Here is a 14,894-nt window from a genome sequence, read left to right as displayed (position 1 = left end):
TCGCCCGTGCCGTTTGACGTCCCGCCGCCCTCGGTTTCCACGGTCGTCGTCGAGCCGCCGCGGCTTCTGCCGCTGGCCGGGCAGGAGGCCTTCTCGACAGCCTACTATGACGGCGCCGAGCTGGGGGCCCAGGCGCGGCTGGACGATGTCTTGAAGACAACGCCCGGCGTGTCGCTGTTCCGCCGCACCGGCAGCGACGCGGCCAACCCGACCATCCAGGGGCTTTCCCTGCGGGGTGTCGCGCCTTCCGGCGCGGGCCGGGCGCTGGTCACCTTGGACGGAGCGCCGCAGAATGATCCGTTCGGCGGCTGGGTGATCTGGACCGCGCTCCCGGGCGAGGGCCTGTCCGGCGCCACGGTCGTGCGCGGCGCGGGGGGCGGGACCCTACGGGGCCGGCGCCCTGACCGGCGTGGTGGCCCTGCGCGAACGGGCGGCCGGTGGCGGCCTGACCAGCTTCACGGCCGAGGCCCGCGAGCGCGACGGTTGGCGCGTGGCCGGGACCTTCGGAACCCAGCACCTGCTGCTGGCCGCCAGCGGCTCGCGCACCGACGGCTATCGCCCCGTCCGGGGCGCGGCGGCCGGCGCGGCCGATGCGCCGACGACGCTTGAGGACGGCTCGATCGCCGCCCGGGTGCAAGGCGACCTCGGCGGCGCGCGCTGGGCGATCCGCGCGGGCGCCTTCCAAGAGAGGCGAGACGCGGGCCTGGTCGGCGCTCGATCGAACGCCACCGGCGCCTCCCTGGCCGTGACCGTGGCCGGCGACGACTGGCGCGTACAGGCCTGGGCGCGCCGGAGCGATCTCGAAAACACCTCCGTCGCCGTCGCCGCCGGCCGCGTCGGCGCGACCCCCGCCAACGATCAGTATTCGACCCCGGCCAGCGGCTATGGCCTCAACGCCGCCTGGCAGGGCGCGCTGGGGGAATGGACGTGGGAGCTAGGCGGCGACGCCCGCATGACCGAGGGTGAGACTCACGAGCGCTTCCGCTACATGGCCGGCGTCTTCACCCGCCAGCGCGCGGCCGGCGGCCGGACCCTGGTGGGCGGGGGCTATGCCGAGGCCGCCTGGAACCGACCGGATTTCTCCCTGGTCGCCGGCGCGCGGCTGGACGGCTGGCGCGCCTATGACGGCGTCCGGCGCGAGCGGGACACGGCCACCGGAGCCTTGACCGTGGACGCCCCGCCGGCCAACGCCTCGGGCGCGACGCCGACGGGGCGCATCGGCTTGCGTTGGCGCTTGGCGGGCGAGACCTGGGCGCGGGCGGCGGCCTATGCCGGGTTCCGCCCCCCGACGCTCAACGAATTGCATCGCCCGTTCCGGGTCGGCAACGATATCACGGAGGCCAACGCCGCCCTGAAGCCCGAGACCCTTTACGGCGTAGAGACCGGCCTGTCCGGCGCGGGCGCCGTGACGTGGAACCTCGGCGTCTTCTACAATCAGGTCCGGGACCCGATCACCAACGTCACTATCGGCATCGGCCCGGGGACCTTTCCGATCGCCGGTTTCATCCCGGCGGGCGGCGTGCTCCGGCAGCGCCAGAACGCCGGCCAGATCAACGCCTATGGTCTGGAAGCCGACGTCGCCGCCGACCTGTCGCCTGCCTGGACCGTGCGCGCCGCCCTCTCGGCGACCCACGCCCGCATCGACGGCGGCGCGGCGGCGGCTCAGCTGACCGACAAGCGCCCCGCCCAGGCCCCGGCGCTGACGGTCACCGCGGGCGCGCGCTGGCGGCCGCTGGAGCGCCTCCGGTTCGACGCCGACCTGCGCTACGAGAGCAAGCGGTTCGAGGACGATCTGAACCAGCGGGCGCTGAAGGCCGGGACCAGTCTGGACCTGCGCGCCGGCTGGATGCTGTCGCCGAGCACCGAGGTTTATCTGGCCGCGGACAACGCCCTCGACGCCAACCTCGCGGTTGGTCAGACAGCGGACGGCGTCACCAGCTATTCCGCACCGCGCACGATCTATATCGGCTTCGCCCTGAGACTTTAGACCTCGCCGCCGATCCGCTCGATCTCGGCGGCCAGGGCCGCCAGGTCCAGAACATGCAAGGTGCGGCCGGTCTGGCGGACGATCTCCAGGCTGGCCAGGCGATTGAGCTCGCGGGTGACCGGTTCGCGCTGGCTGCCCAGCAGGGCGGCGAGCTCGGCGTGGGTGGGGCAGGGGTGGATGACGCCGGTCTGGCCGTCCTCGCTATTGGCTGCGGCCAGGCGCAGGATCTCGATATCGACGCGGCAGGCGACCGAGACGGCGGTCAATTCGAACAAGCGGTCCGTCAGCGAACGGGTCAGTCCGGCCATGTCTTCCAGTAGCGCCCGCATGAAGCGCGGCGAGTCCTCGAACAGGCGCCGGACCGAACTCTGGGGCAGGCGGGCGAGACGGGAATCCTCGATCGCGACGATGTTGGCCGAGCGCGGCAGGCCGTCTATGGCCGAGATCTCGCCGAAATAGCCACCGGGAGTGATCCGGCGATAGCCGACCTCGCGCCCCGACTTGGCGTACTGGTTGGCCAGTAGCAGGCCGTCCAGCAGCAGATAGACGCCGCCGTCCTGGTCGCGGCGCTGCAGAATCATCTCGCCCTTGCCGTAGGATCGCTGCTCGATCGACGGCGCCAGGGCCTCGATCTCTTCGCGCGACATGTGCCGGAAGATCTTGTTGGCGCGATAGTCTTTGGACGGCTGCTCGAACATCGTATGGCTGATGGCGCGGGGGGGCGATGATGGAATCACGGTCATCGGGTACGCTCCTGCCGTCGAGTGGGGCGACGCATGAATAGCCGACAGCGGTACAAGGCCTTTATCAGCTATAGTCACCGCGACCGCAAAGCCGCCGAGTGGCTGCATCGGGCGCTTGAGACCTATCGCGCGCCGCGCGCCCTGGCGAGCGCCGACCGGTCCTTGCGTCCCATATTCCGCGATCGGGACGAGCTGAGCGCATCGGCCAACCTCAACCAGGTCATTCGCGATGCGCTGGACCTGTCCGACGCGCTGATCGTGCTGTGCTCGTCCGCCTCCGCCGCCTCGCGGTGGGTGGACCAGGAGGTGGCCTACTTCCTGACGGGCGGAGGCCCCGAACGAATCCTCTGCGTGATCACGCCCGATACGCCGCCCACGACCGCGCTGGGCGAAATCCTGCCGCCTTCGCTGCGTGCGGCCTTGCCGGCGGGCGTCGAGCCGCTGGCCGTCGATCTGCGGCCCGACGCCGACGGCAAGCGCCTGGCCCGGTTGAAGATCGCCGCCCGCCTGCTCGGTGTCAGCCTCGACCGGCTGGTGCAGCGCGACGCGCGTCGCCGTCTGCGGGTTATGGCGGCGTTCACCACCGTGGCGATGGCCGTGACCGTGGGCATGGGCGCCATGACCGTGGTCACGCTGAAGTCGCGCCAGATCGCCCGCGAGCAGCGCGACGAGACCGAGGCGCTGGTGGCCTACATGCTGGGCGACCTGCGCCAGCAACTGGAGCCCGTAGGTCGCCTTGATCTGCTGGATGGGGTCAGCGCCAAGGTGCTGGCCTACTACGGCAAGTCGCGCACGGACCGCCTCGACGACAAGGCCCTGGCTCAGCGCGCCAAGGCCCAGACCCTGCTGGGCACGATCCGCGAGCAGCGCGGCGACCTGGCCGGCGCGGAGGACGCCTTCGGTCAGGCGGCGGCGACTACCCACGCCCTGGCGGCGCGCGATCCCAAGAACGGCGACCGCATCTTCGACGAGGCCCAGAACGTCTTCTGGCTGGCCTACGTGCAGTGGCGGCGCGGCGATTTCTTGAAGGCCGAGGAAGGCCTCAAGCACTACGACGAACTGGCACAGCGCCTGGTCAAGCTGGATTCCAACCGCGCGGAATGGCGGGTCGAGGTCGGTTACGCCCGCAGCAATCTCGGCACGTTGCTGTTCGAACGGGGACGGCCCGAGGAAGCCCTGGCGGCCTTCCGCGGCGCCTTGGAGGTGTTTGGCGCGGAACTGGCCCGGGCGCCAAACGACAAGACCCGCATCGCCGACGCGACCAACAGCCAGGCTTGGGCGGCCGACTCCCTGTTGCGCCTGGGCCGGCCTCGCGAGGCCTTCGTCGAGCGCGAGCGGGCCGCCAACCTGCTGGCGCGGGCGGCGGCGGCCGATCCGGCCGACAAGCGCCTGGCGGCCAAGGACGTGGCGATGCAGCTGGCGCTGGCGCGGCTGGAAGTGGATCTGGGGCGCCTGGCGCAGGCCCGCGCGCGATCGGAGGCCAGCCTACGCCGCCTCCATACCCTGTCGGCCCTGGACCCCAGCAATGCGCGCTGGCGTGAGTATCTGGTGGTCGGGCAACTGGACGCGGTCGAGATCGCCTGCTGGTCGGGCCGTCTGGCCGAAGCCCGCGCAGCGTACGCGGGGGCGGCGGCCAGCCTTGCCGAGCTGAACGCCAGCGAGAAGGAGAAGGTCTGGCGGGCCGACCTGGAAGGGCGTCTCGCCAGACAGGCGATCATCCTGGCGCAGGAGGGCGGCGACCCGGGGAGGGCGCGCGACCTGGCGGCGGCGCTCCTGACGGCGCTGAAGGCCGGCAAGCCGGAGGAGACCGCCGAGCTGGAAGGCTTCGCGCGGTTCGCCCAGGGCCAGGCTTCGGAGGCGGTGTCCGTGTTGAGCCCCAAGCTGGCGTCGATGTCGCTGGCCAGCCGCGACGTCCTGGCGCGCGCCTATCTGGCGACGGGGGCGCGCAGCCAAGCCGGAAGCATCGTGCGCCTACTCAAAAAACAAGGCTACGAACACCCCGCCTTCCTTGCTTTTTGGCGAGATTCGCCTTCTGGTGGAATTTGAAGTCGGGAGAGAGTTAAATGAGCGAATCTGAACCTGAAAAGATCGTCAAACTGGTCATCGGCCTCGACGAACACTACAATTTTATGAATTTCGTCGATCCAGCCATGCCTACTCGGCTGAAACTGGACTTGACCGAGCGCTGCCTGCTCGTGTTTACGCTCAGCGATCAACTGATCAACGCCGGCTGGAGCTTCCAGCGTCGTCCGATCGAGATCGACCGTGACTACGGGGTGAATTTCTCCAGCTTTGTCTGGGTTCCCTACGGCATTGACGGCGAGGACAGCCCGCGCTCGCGCTTCAAGATCATCTACGAGTGCGCGCGGATGGGCGAGTACACCTACAGCCTTTTGATGATGGACTCGCATGGCCAGCTGATCAATCTCGATCCGGTCATCGAGAATGGCACGGGCCACATCGAGGGTAGCAAGGCCTGACCGTCGAGGCGGTGTTCGACCGCGAGCAAGTCGCCGCGCTGATCCGGCGCGGCGAGATTCTGGCCGCCTACGATATCGCCCACGCCGCCCTCGAGGCGGGGGAAGACGCGCGTGAGATCGCCTACACCGCTGTGCTCTGTCTGGCGCGCGCCGGGGCCGTCGATTTCGCGCGGGCCGAATATGTCCGCCTTGGCCTGGCCGACGCGGAGGACCATGCGGACGCCGTCGCCTTGGGCGCGCGCCTTCTGAAGGATGTCGCCCTGGCGGCGCGCGGACCGCGCCGTATCGCTTTCGCCAAGGCCTCGCTCCGCCGATACGAGGCCTTGTCCCGCCGCTTCGGCGGGCTCTACGGCACCGTCAACGCCGCGACCCTCGCCCTTGTGGCCGGCGACCGCGCCGGAGCCGCCGCGCGCGCCTCGGCGGTGCTGGCGACGCCGCCCATGCCGGGCCTGGAAGGCGAGGGCGCCTACTATGACGCCGCCAGCCGCGCCGAGGCCTGGTTTCTGACCGGCGACCAGGACGCCGCGCGCGAGACCCTGGCGGCCGCCATGGCGTCCGCGCCCTCCGCCTACGCCGCCCACGCCTCGACCCTGCGTCAGCTGGAGATGCTGTGCCGCGAGACCGGCGTGGATCCCGATTGGCTGGCGCCCTTCCGGCCGCCGCTCTGCGCGCACTTCACCGGTCACATCACCAGCCTGCCCGAAGACGCATTGCGCCAGCGTATCGACCGCGTGCTACGCGAGCAGCGCGTCGGTTTCGCCTATGGCGGCCTTGCGGCAGGCGCGGACATCCTCTTCGCCGAGGCGCTGCTGGACGCTGGCGGCGAACTGCATGTCGTCCTGCCCGTGAGCCTCGCCTCGTTCGTAGAGGTGTCGGTGGCGCCGTTTGGCGAGGACTGGGTCCCGCGCTTCGAACGCTGTCTCGCGCGCGCCACCTCGATCCGCTACGCCTCTCAGGACCCCTATCGCGGCGATGAGCAGGTCTTCGCCTATTCCAGCCAGTTCGCCATGGGTTGCGCGGTATTGCGCGCCGAGACCCTGTCGACCGAGGCGATCCAACTGGCCGTCTGGGACGGGTACGTCGCGCCCGGCCCGGCCGGCGTCTCGGCGGACATGGCCTATTGGCGGGGCAGCGAAAGGCGGCTCGCGGTCATCGAGGTGCAGCGTCCGCCGCCCTGTCCGTCACGCTGGGCGGCGCCGTCGGCGAGGGACGAGCGGCGGGCGATGAAGGCCATGCTGTTCGCCGACGTCCAGGGCTTCGGCGCACTCCGCGACGACCAGATCCCGGCCTTCATCGAGGGCGTGATGGGGCGCATGGCCGAGACGGTCGAGGGGCTGGCCGAGCCGCCGTGTCACATCGAGACCTGGGGCGACGGGCTGTTCCTTGTCTTCGACCGGCCGATCGACGCGGCCCTGGCGGCGCTGGCGCTGCTGGAGGCCCATCGGACGCTGGACCTGAAGGCCCTGGGCCTGCCGCGCGGCCTTGGCCTGCGCATAGGCGGCCACTACGGCCCCGTCCATCTGCGGACCAATCCGTTGACCAAGGCTCCGGCGGTGATCGGCGCCCACGTCGTGGTGGCCGCCCGTATCGAGCCGGACGTCGCGCCGGGCTCGGCTTATGTCAGCGAAGCCCTCGCCGGGGCGTTGGCGACCTTTCACGGCGACCGCGTTCGCTGTGGCTATGTCGGCCGCACCCAGGGGCGCAAGGGCTTCCCGGCGACTCCGATCTTCAGCCTGTCGCGTGCGCTCTAGACGCGCTCAAGCGCTCAACGATCGCACGCCTAGGGCGCGATGGCCGCAATTATAAACCTTCCCGGGAAAATCGTAATTTTTCCCGATGTGCATATCCGCACATCCATGTCGCCCCTCCACGAACATGGTTCAGCCGTCGACCGCGACAGGCAGCAACCCATTCCCTGGATCAAGCCCATCGCAGGCCGCGTGAACCGACTGGGGACCCGGCCACCCGCCGGCTGGGTCCTCTTTTTCGAAGCCTCAGCCAGGTCGGAGATCCGACCTCAAAACAGGAGCCGCGCCGTGCAATTCGACGAAGTTCTCTCCGACACCCCTTCCAATCCGGAAACCGGCCGGACCTTCCTGCGCCACGCCCTGCGCGTTTGGGCCCGCGAAAACGGCGTGGCCGACGACCGACTGCCCGACGTGGTCCACAACATCCTGGACTTCGCGGTCGGCTCTCTCCGCGGCCAGCCTCAACAGGGCCTGGGCGCCTGATCTTCCGCCTTTCAGCGACGCGACCTCGTCGTTCCCGATGTGTGGGGCATTGGGGACGACGGGCCGAGGGAAGCCCGCGTGCGCGGAGCGCATGGCCTCCGTCGCGAAGGACCTGAGCGGCGGGGCCGCTCGGGTCCTCCTTAACATCTGATCCCGCAACGCACCGGAACCGAGACATGCTGGCCTTGCTGAGCCTTTTCGACAGCCCGATCGTTCGCCTCCTCGCGGAAATCCTCGCTGTGGCGCTGTTGCCGACGGTGGCGTTCCTGGTTCCACGGCTGCTGGGCGCCGAGACGCGCCTGGCCCAGTCACGGCAAATCGCCAGCGACCTCGCAGCCGATCGCGATCGCATCCTGGCCGAGCTGGCCCTGAGCCGCGAGCGCCTGGCCGAGACCCGTCAGGCGGCGGGCCGCGCCCAGGCCGAGGCCGCGGAGCGCGAAGTGCGGCTCAAGGCGTTGGCCAATGCCCGTTACGAGCTCGGCGAGCGTCGGACGATCGTCGACAGCTTCCGCGACGTCGGACTCTGACGGGCCGCCAACCCGACGTTAACGCCACGGGGCGCTATCTATTAGCGAGCGCGGGCTGGGCCGCGCGGGGGCGGCGCGTTGAACTGTCTTTGGAGCCTGGAACGGGACGGTCGCATTCAGCACATGAATGACGCTGCGGCGACGTTCGCCGGCGCCACCCTGATCGAGGCGCGCGGAAAGCCCTGGCGCGACTACTGGCCTGAGCAGAACCGCTTCTCCGTTGACCGCGCGTTGGCCTCGGCCGCCGAGGGGCGAGTGGCTCGGTTCCGGACGTTCGACGCCCGCGGCGGTGCGGCCCGCACCTATCACGACACCACGATAGCTCCGGTCTGCGACGCGGACGGCGCGGTGACCGCGTTGGTCGCCGTTTCGCACGACGCAACCGCCGAGGTGGAGGCCGAGGCGCTGATGCGGTCGGTCGTCCAGTCGCTCCCGTCGCCCCTGATGGTCAGGTCGGCGCGGAGCCGCCGCTACGTGCTGTGGAACCGCGCGGCGGAAGCCCTCTTTGGCGTCGACGCCGACGACGCCTTGGGGCGCACGCCCGAGGAGCTGTTCGATCCGGACTTGGCCAGGGCCGTCGCGGTCGGCGATCCGGACGCTCTGCGGATGGGCGAGACCCACATCGCCGCTGGCGTCGTCATGCCGCCAGCGCTGGGCGGCGGTGTGTTCGACATCAAGTCGCTGGCCACCTTCGACGACCAGGGACCGCGCCACGTCATCTGCCTGGGCGAGGAGATCACCGAGCGGCTGGAGCAGGCCAAGGCCCTGCGCGTGGCGCTGGACGCCGCCGAACGCGCCAGTCAGGCCAAGAGCGCCTTCCTGGCCAATATGAGCCACGAAGTCCGCACGCCGTTGCACGGCATCGTCGCTGGAGCGGACATACTGGCCCGCGCCGCCCTCGACCCGAAGGCGCGCGAGCTGGTCGACATGATCCGCGGCTCCGGCCGGACGCTGGAGCGCCTGCTCGACGACCTGCTGGACGTCGTGCAGATCGAGGGCGACCGCGTCCGCATCGTCGATGGGCCGTTCCATCTGGGAGAACTTCTCCGGTCTATCGCGGCGATGGCGCAACTGAGTTCTGGGCGAGGTCGAGGCCAAGTTCTCGCTCGTCCTGCCGCCGGAGCTGGACGGCGAACTGATCGGCGACGGCGTGCGCCTGGGCCAGGTGATCGGCAACCTGGTGCGCAACGCGATCAAGTTCACCGAGCGCGGCGCCATCACGCTGACGGCGACTCTCGGGGCGGGAGATCGCGTCCGCTTCGAGGTCGCCGACACTGGCATCGGCTTCGACACCGCCGAGAAGGCGCGTCTGTTCGAGCGCTTCCAGCAGGCCGACGCCTCGATCACTCGCCAGTTTGGCGGCATGGGTCTGGGATTGTCGATCTCTAGCGACCTAGTGTCGCTGATGGGTGGGGTCCTGGACTGCGAGAGCGCGCCGGGCCACGGCGCGCGGTTCTGGTTCGAGCTCTCGCTGCCGCCCTCGGTCGCCGGCGGCGCGCAAGGATCGAGCCCGGCGGCTGCGGAGCGGACGCTAAGGGTCCTCGTCGCCGACGACCACCCGGCCAATCGTCGTATCGTGGAGCTGATGCTGGCCGAGGCCGCCGAGGTGACCTGCGTCGAAAACGGTCTCGAGGCCGTGCGCGCCTACCTCGTCGAGCGGCCCGACGTGGTGCTGATGGACATGCAGATGCCCGTCATGGACGGTCTCTCGGCGGTGAGCGAGATCCGTCGCCTGGAAGTCGCCGGTGGCCAGGAGCGCCGGCCGATCTTCATGCTGACGGCCAACGCTGGCGACGAGCACGTCCGTGCCAGCCTGGCGGCCGGAGCCGATCGTCACCTGCAGAAGCCGATCACCGCCGCCAGCCTGTTCGGCGCCCTGCAGGCCGTGCTGTAGGCGATCGACCGTCTCGCATGCGCGAAGAACCGCGCGTTGTGGACATAATGTCGCAGCCCTTGGGGTTGCCGAGTTTACCTTAATTTAAGCCTGGCAACTGCACCTTAGGTGGCAGGTATAGTTCCGTTCATTTGACGGTCTATATTTGTGCGCGGGGGCGACAGTGTCAGACGAGTTTCAAGATTCGGTTGTCCGATTTTCGGGTAACGTTAATATCTCAAATATTGCGGATGCGCACGGTATTTTGCTCGCGGCTCTCGAGCAGAACAATTCCATCACAATTGAAATCGACGACCTCGAAGAAGTGGATTTGACCTTCGTTCAGCTGATCGAGTCTGCTCGGCGCTCAGCCGCGGAAGGTGAACGCTCGATCGCGTTGAGAAAGGCCGCGCAAGGCGCGGTCCTGCAGGTCCTACAGCGAGGTGGTTTCCTGGATCCCGAAGAGCGGGATCGGACGAACTTCTGGCTTCAAGGGGCGAACCAACAATGACCGCGATCCTCACCGTCGATGACTCGGCCTCCATTCGCGCGGCTATCAAGATCGCCCTGACCGGCGAAGGCTACAGCGTCACCGAGGCCGCCCATGGGGCCGAGGGCCTGGATAAGGCCTCGGCGGGCGGCTTCGACCTGATCGTCACCGACCTGAACATGCCGATCATGGACGGACTGACCATGATCCGCGAGCTGAGGCAGCGCCCGGCCGGCGCGGGCGTGCCGATCCTGTTCCTGACCACCGAATCCGACGCCGACGTGAAGGCTCAGGCCAAGGCGGCCGGCGCGACCGGCTGGCTGACCAAGCCCTTCGATCCCGAACAACTGGTGCGGGTCGTCAAGAAGGTGCTCGCCAAATGAGCGGCCTCGATCCCATCGAGACGTTCCGCCAGGAGGCCCAGGAGCTGCTGGAGCAGGTCGAACAGGGTCTGCTCGACTTGGCGCGTCGTCCGGGGGATCGCGCGCTCATCGACACCATCTTCCGGGGGCTGCACACCTTGAAGGGCTCCGGGGCCATGTTCGGCTTCGACGCCCTGGCCGCTTTCACCCACCACTGCGAGACCGCCTTCGACCGCGTCCGCAAGGGCGAGGTGCCGGCTTCGCCGAGCCTGGTCTCGGCGGTCCTGGCCGCCCAGGACCACATGCGGGCTCTCGCCGAAGGCGCGCCCGTCGTCGACGGCGCCGGCGAGGCGCTGCTGGCCGACCTGCAGGCGGCCATCGACGGCGGCGAGACGGCTCCGATCGCCGCGCCGGCCGAGCCGGGCCTCAACACCTTCAAGATCCGTTTCAGCCTGCCGGCCGACGCCCTGATCAATGGGGCGCGCCCGCTGCCGCTGCTGGACGAACTGCGCGACCTGGGCGATGCCCGCGTGCGGGTCATCACCGACGACGTCCCGCCGCTGGCCCAACTGGCCCCCACCGAGTGCCGCCTGGCCTGGGAAGTGCTGCTGACCACCAAGCACGACCGGGACGCCATCGACGACGTCTTCATCTTCGTGATCGACGAGATGACGCTGGAGGTCGAGGATCTGACGGCCGCCTTCGAAAAAACCGAGGTCGTCGAAGCCGTCATCGCCCAGGAAGAGGCCGCGCCCGTCGCCGCCAACGCCCCGGCCGAAGCCGGCCGCGTCGCCTCGCAAGATGCGCGAGGAAAGTCCGGCGACACCGTCCGCGTTCCGGCCGAGCGCCTGGATGAACTGATGGACCGGGTGGGCGAACTGGTCATCGCCCAGTCGCGCCTCAAGCAACTGGCCGCCTCGTCGTCCGACGTCGCCCTGCGCGCGGTCGCCGAGGAAATCGAGCGCCTGGCCAGCGAGATGCGCGACACCATGATGGTCGTGCGCATGGTGCCGATCGCTCAGCTGTTCGGACGCTTCCGGCGCCTGATCCACGACCTGGAGCGCGACACCGGCAAGCAGATCGAGCTGTCGACCGAAGGCGAGACCACCGAGCTGGACAAGACGGTGATCGAGCGCCTGGCCGATCCGCTGATCCACCTGATCCGCAACTCGGCGGACCACGGCCTGGAAGGCGCCGAGCAACGCGCCGCCGCCGGCAAGCCGACTGTGGGCAAGATCATGCTGGCCGCCCGCCAGTCCGGCGCCGAGGTGGTGATCACCATCACCGACGACGGCCGCGGCGTCGACCGCGCCCGCGTCCGCGCCAAGGCCGAGGAGAACGGCCTGATCCAGCCGGGTCAGACGCTGAGCGACAACGAGCTGCTGCAACTGATCTTCGCTCCCGGCTTCTCGACCGCCGCGGCGATCACCAACCTGTCGGGTCGCGGCGTCGGCATGGACGTGGTCAAGAAAGACCATCGAGGGCCTGCGCGGCTCGATCGAGATCGCCAGCACGCCCGGCGAGGGTTCGGTGGTGTCGCTGCGCATCCCGCTGACCCTGGCGATCATCGACGGCCTGCTGGTCCGCGTCGGCTCGGGCCGCTACGTCATTCCGCTGGCCACGGTCGAGGAATGCGTCGAGCTGACCCCGACCCAGGACCTGCGCTCCACGGGGCGCAGCCTGATCACGCTTCGCGACGAACTGGTGCCGTTCATCCGCCTGCGCGAGCAGTTCGCGACGGGAACCCCGCCCGATCCGCACCAGAAGATCGTCGTCGTCGCCACCGGCCAGGACCGGGTGGGCCTGGTCGTCGACCAGATCCTCGGCGACCACCAGACGGTCATCAAGCCGCTGTCCAGCTTCCACGCCGATGTCGGGGCCTTCTCGGGCGCGACCATCATGGGCGACGGCGGCGTCGCCCTGATCCTGGACATCGCCGCCCTGGTCAGCCTGGGCCAACGCCACGACGCGCAAATGCGCGCGGCGGGGTGAGGGGAAAGACGATGACACAAGACACCATCGAGGCCCTGACCTTCGACCTGCAGGGCGAGACCTTCGCCCTTGAGGCCGGCTATGTGCGCGAGGTCCTGGACCTGCTGCCCGAGACGCCGGTTCCCGGCGCGCCGCCCTTCGTCGGCGCGGTGATCAACTTCCGCGGCCGGGTGATCCCGCTCGTCGATCTGCGCCTGGCCTTTGGCATGACCGTTGGCGAGACCACGATCGACAACCGCATCGTCGTCATCGAACACCCGTTGGACGGCGAGCCGACCCTGATCGGCCTGCGCGCCGACAAGGTTCACGAGGTGACCTCGATCGTCGCCGACACCACCGAAGAGGTCCCGCGCGTGGGTATGCGCTGGCGGGCCGACTTCATCCGTCGCCTGGTGCGTCGCAACAGCGACGTGATCGTCCTGCCAGACCTCGACCAGATCTTCGCTGCCCGAGGACAGTCGGCGCCCGTCACCGCCCTTCACACCGCTCAACGCTGATCGCCCGGAGTTTCCCATGCGACTGACCATCAAGCTTCAGCTCGGCCTGGCCTTCGGGTTCGTGATCGCCTTGCTGCTCATCGGCAACGTCTTCGGCATCACCAATCTGGCCAAGACGAACAAGGCTCTCAACGACGTGGTTGACGGCCCGGCCACGCGCCTCGAAGCGGCCCAGCAGCTCAACATCCACCTGCTGAACGTCGTGCGCGCCGAGAAGAACATGATCCTCGTCGGCTCGCCCGAGGAAGTGAACAAACTCGAAGCCTCGATCGAGAAGGAGCGTCAGGCGTTCGACGCCCTGCTGACCAAGGCCGAAGGGCTGGCGACGGCCGAAGGCAAGCCGAGGTGGAAAGCCTTAGGCGACTCCTTCAACCAGATGATGGATGTCCACGCCCGCGTGCTGGCGTTCACGACCGCCGACCGGGACGTCGAGGCCTCCGCCCTGTCGATGGGGGAAGGCCGCAAGGCCGTGATCGAGGCCGGCGCTCGCGTGGAGGAACTGGTCGAGCTGTCGAAGGCTCAGCTGGAGAGCGCGACCGCCAAGGCCGATAGCGATTTCGCCAGCACACGTAACCTGCTGATCGGCCTGTCGGTCCTCTCGCTGCTCGGCGCCGCCGGCGCGGCGCTCTACATCTCGATGGCCGTCAGCAAGGGCCTGAATCGCGCCTCGGACGCCGTGAAGATGGTGGCCGACGGCGACCTGACCAAGTCGGTCGACGTCACTACCCGCGACGAGATCGGCGACCTGCTGGGCCATGTGAATGTCATGATCGAGCGCCTGCGCGGCGTGGTCGCCGACGCGATCTCGGCTTCGGAGAATGTCTCGGCTGGCAGCCAGGAGCTTTCGGCGACCTCGGAGCAGATGAGCCAGGGCGCCACCGAGCAGGCGTCCGCCGCCGAACAGGCTTCGGCCTCGATGGAAGAGATGGCCGCCAACATCAAGCAGAACGCCGACAACGCCGCCCAGACCGAGAAGATCGCCCGCCAGTCGGCCGTCGACGCGGAAAGCTCAGGCCAAGCCGTCAGCAAGGCCGTCGACGCCATGCAGACGATCGCCGAGAAGATCACCATCGTGCAGGAGATCGCCCGTCAGACCGACCTGCTGGCCCTGAACGCGGCTGTCGAAGCCGCCCGGGCCGGCGAGCACGGCCGTGGCTTCGCGGTCGTCGCCTCGGAAGTGCGCAAGCTGGCCGAGCGCTCGCAGACCGCCGCCTCGGAGATCAGCGCGGTGTCGTCCGACACCGTCAAGGCCGCCCAATCGGCCGGCGAGATGCTGACCAGCCTGGTGCCGAACATCCGCAAGACCGCCGAACTGGTCGCCGAGATCAGCGCCGCCTGCCGCGAACAGGATATCGGCTCCTCGCAGATCAACGAGGCCATCCAGCAACTGGACAAGGTCACGCAGCAGAACGCCAGCGCCTCGGAAGAGATGTCGGCCACCTCGGAGGAGCTCGCCGCCCAGGCCGAGGAACTGCAGGCCTCGATCTCTTATTTCCGCACGGACGCGCACGGCGGCCAGCGGGCGCCGGTCCGCAAGGCCGCCCCGGTCAAGCGTCCGGCCCAGACCAGCGCGGTCCGCAAGGCGCCCGCCAAGCCGGCCACCCGTCCGGTCGCCGCCCAGCAGGCCCGCGTGGCCGGCTTCGCGCTGGACCTGACCAACGGCGGACCTGACGCCGACGACGCCGATTTCAAGCAATACGCTTGATCCTCAC

Annotated in this window: 12 protein-coding genes and 3 pseudogenes; 14 read left to right on the top strand and 1 reads right to left on the bottom strand. The window is 69.0% G+C overall.

Annotated features, from left to right (window positions below; translation table 11 throughout):
- Positions 1 to 6 precede the first annotated feature (6 nt).
- Positions 7 to 1,987 (top strand): annotated as a pseudogene (locus tag ACHMW8_RS27320) (TonB-dependent receptor).
- Here ACHMW8_RS27320 and ACHMW8_RS27315 read toward each other — a convergent pair.
- Positions 1,984 to 2,730, bottom strand: coding sequence for a Crp/Fnr family transcriptional regulator (locus ACHMW8_RS27315; RefSeq protein ID WP_395444395.1), 747 nt, complete (start codon positions 2,728 to 2,730; stop codon positions 1,984 to 1,986). The pseudogene ACHMW8_RS27320 and the gene ACHMW8_RS27315 sit on opposite strands and share 4 nt — an antisense overlap.
- A gap of 33 nt (positions 2,731 to 2,763) precedes the next feature.
- Here ACHMW8_RS27315 and ACHMW8_RS27310 point away from each other — a divergent pair, with 33 nt between their 5' ends.
- The 13 genes and pseudogenes from ACHMW8_RS27310 (at position 2,764) to ACHMW8_RS27250 (ending at position 14,887) form a co-directional block, all read left to right on the top strand.
- A complete protein-coding gene (locus ACHMW8_RS27310) occupies positions 2,764 to 4,776 on the top strand; it encodes a TIR domain-containing protein (protein WP_395444394.1) in 2,013 nt (670 codons plus the stop codon).
- 17 nt (positions 4,777 to 4,793) lie between these two features.
- Positions 4,794 to 5,210, top strand: coding sequence for a hypothetical protein (locus ACHMW8_RS27305; RefSeq protein WP_125159385.1), 417 nt, complete (start codon positions 4,794 to 4,796; stop codon positions 5,208 to 5,210).
- Positions 5,211 to 5,221: 11 nt separating this feature from the next.
- Positions 5,222 to 6,961: an adenylate cyclase gene (locus ACHMW8_RS27300; protein WP_395444393.1), complete on the top strand. Its 1,740-nt coding sequence runs from the start codon at positions 5,222 to 5,224 to the stop codon at positions 6,959 to 6,961.
- Between the two features lie 285 nt (positions 6,962 to 7,246).
- On the top strand, positions 7,247 to 7,441 hold the full coding sequence (locus tag ACHMW8_RS27295) for a hypothetical protein (RefSeq protein WP_125159383.1): 195 nt from the start codon (positions 7,247 to 7,249) through the stop codon (positions 7,439 to 7,441).
- Positions 7,442 to 7,617: 176 nt separating this feature from the next.
- A complete protein-coding gene (locus ACHMW8_RS27290) occupies positions 7,618 to 7,968 on the top strand; it encodes a hypothetical protein (RefSeq protein ID WP_395444392.1) in 351 nt (116 codons plus the stop codon).
- A 78-nt stretch (positions 7,969 to 8,046) separates the two neighbouring features.
- Positions 8,047 to 8,952, top strand: a pseudogene (locus ACHMW8_RS27285) (PAS domain-containing protein); the annotation flags it as partial.
- A gap of 166 nt (positions 8,953 to 9,118) precedes the next feature.
- Positions 9,119 to 9,862: an ATP-binding protein gene (locus tag ACHMW8_RS27280; protein WP_395444391.1), complete on the top strand. Its 744-nt coding sequence runs from the start codon at positions 9,119 to 9,121 to the stop codon at positions 9,860 to 9,862.
- Between the two features lie 163 nt (positions 9,863 to 10,025).
- On the top strand, positions 10,026 to 10,352 hold the full coding sequence (locus ACHMW8_RS27275) for an STAS domain-containing protein (protein WP_395444390.1): 327 nt from the start codon (positions 10,026 to 10,028) through the stop codon (positions 10,350 to 10,352).
- Positions 10,349 to 10,714 carry a response regulator gene (locus ACHMW8_RS27270; RefSeq protein WP_125159379.1) on the top strand — a complete coding sequence of 122 codons (366 nt, stop codon included), beginning with the start codon at positions 10,349 to 10,351 and terminating at the stop codon, positions 10,712 to 10,714. The genes ACHMW8_RS27275 and ACHMW8_RS27270 overlap by 4 nt, the downstream gene beginning before the upstream one ends.
- Positions 10,711 to 12,105 (top strand): annotated as a pseudogene (locus tag ACHMW8_RS27265) (chemotaxis protein CheA); the annotation flags it as partial. The gene ACHMW8_RS27270 and the pseudogene ACHMW8_RS27265, both read left to right, overlap by 4 nt.
- Positions 12,106 to 12,223: 118 nt before the next feature.
- Positions 12,224 to 12,685 carry a chemotaxis protein CheW gene (locus ACHMW8_RS27260; RefSeq protein ID WP_395446072.1) on the top strand — a complete coding sequence of 154 codons (462 nt, stop codon included), beginning with the start codon at positions 12,224 to 12,226 and terminating at the stop codon, positions 12,683 to 12,685.
- Between the two features lie 11 nt (positions 12,686 to 12,696).
- Positions 12,697 to 13,182 carry a chemotaxis protein CheW gene (locus tag ACHMW8_RS27255; protein ID WP_395446071.1) on the top strand — a complete coding sequence of 162 codons (486 nt, stop codon included), beginning with the start codon at positions 12,697 to 12,699 and terminating at the stop codon, positions 13,180 to 13,182.
- A gap of 16 nt (positions 13,183 to 13,198) precedes the next feature.
- Positions 13,199 to 14,887, top strand: coding sequence for a methyl-accepting chemotaxis protein (locus ACHMW8_RS27250; protein ID WP_125158849.1), 1,689 nt, complete (start codon positions 13,199 to 13,201; stop codon positions 14,885 to 14,887).
- Positions 14,888 to 14,894 lie beyond the last annotated feature (7 nt).

The organism is Caulobacter sp. UC70_42, assembly GCF_044056025.1.
Classification (GTDB): domain Bacteria; phylum Pseudomonadota; class Alphaproteobacteria; order Caulobacterales; family Caulobacteraceae; genus Caulobacter.
This window is presented reverse-complemented; position numbering and strand designations above follow the sequence as displayed.

Bases quoted from the DNA above. Each gene is read 5' to 3' on its own strand.
- ACHMW8_RS27255 (WP_395446071.1), top strand. From the start codon at position 12,697: ATGACACAAGACACCATCGAGGCCCTGACCTTCGACCTGCAGGGCGAG.
- ACHMW8_RS27315 (WP_395444395.1), bottom strand. From the start codon at position 2,730: ATGACCGTGATTCCATCATCGCCCCCCCGCGCCATCAGCCATACGATG.
- ACHMW8_RS27250 (WP_125158849.1), top strand. From the start codon at position 13,199: ATGCGACTGACCATCAAGCTTCAGCTCGGCCTGGCCTTCGGGTTCGTG.
- ACHMW8_RS27290 (WP_395444392.1), top strand. From the start codon at position 7,618: ATGCTGGCCTTGCTGAGCCTTTTCGACAGCCCGATCGTTCGCCTCCTC.
- ACHMW8_RS27270 (WP_125159379.1), top strand. From the start codon at position 10,349: ATGACCGCGATCCTCACCGTCGATGACTCGGCCTCCATTCGCGCGGCT.
- ACHMW8_RS27310 (WP_395444394.1), top strand. From the start codon at position 2,764: ATGAATAGCCGACAGCGGTACAAGGCCTTTATCAGCTATAGTCACCGC.
- ACHMW8_RS27305 (WP_125159385.1), top strand. From the start codon at position 4,794: ATGAGCGAATCTGAACCTGAAAAGATCGTCAAACTGGTCATCGGCCTC.